General features: G+C 57.7%; 1 protein-coding gene. It reads left to right on the top strand.

Annotation, left to right across the window (positions count from 1 at the left end; genetic code table 11):
- Positions 1-57: 57 nt before the first annotated feature.
- A partial coding sequence (locus JJL52_RS21110) for a hypothetical protein (RefSeq protein ID WP_202054495.1) occupies positions 58-737 on the top strand: 680 nt, incomplete at its 3' end.

Here is a 737-nt window from a genome sequence, read left to right as displayed (position 1 = left end):
CGGCCAGGACATTTCCGACCGCCGACTGGCGCATATTGTAACCGGAGGCTTATCCGCATGACCGAATTAAAATCCCAATGGGGCAGTTTATCGCCCCACCTGATCGCCGCTTTCTGGGCGGTCGACCGCCAGGGCAAGCGGATGAACGACATCACCGTCAAAGCCCCGTTCATCGATTCCAATTTCGAAATCGCGCTGAATTGGCAGAGCCCGTTCGAGCGGGTCGGCGAGGATGTGTTTCCGACGCTGCAACAGATTCTGCAATCGGGTGAACTGAGCCCTTTAGCGCAGAAGATCGATGCCAGAATCGGGACTGGGGCCGGTGCGCTGTTGAGTATGATCGAAGGCAAGACCAGCATTACCAAATTAAACTCGACGCAGGTTTTCAACGGGATGCCGCCGGCCAAGTTCAACGTGACGGCGCTGTTTCGGGCCTGGAGCGACCCGCAGAAAGAGGTTCACGACCCCTTCAACCAGCTGATGAAGTGGGCGCTGCCCGTCAAGCTAAGCGATGATGGAACGCTGCTTAACCGATTCCTGGACAACGGGGTCAGCGTCGATACGCTGTTTCCTTCCCAGGCGCCGACACTGATCGCCTGTAAGTACAAGGACTGCGTGTACAAGCCCTTGGTGATCGAGTCCATCACCAAGGACACCAATGCGCCGATCGACAAGCATGGCCGCTTTACCGAACTGGCGGTGCCGATGCTGCTGACCACGCTGTCGGCGATTGACCG

This window comes from Candidatus Methylomicrobium oryzae (assembly GCF_016745425.1).
GTDB lineage: Bacteria > Pseudomonadota > Gammaproteobacteria > Methylococcales > Methylomonadaceae > Methylomicrobium > Methylomicrobium oryzae.
The sequence above is the reverse complement of the archived record's forward strand: the minus strand, read 5'-3'. Positions and strand labels throughout refer to the sequence as shown.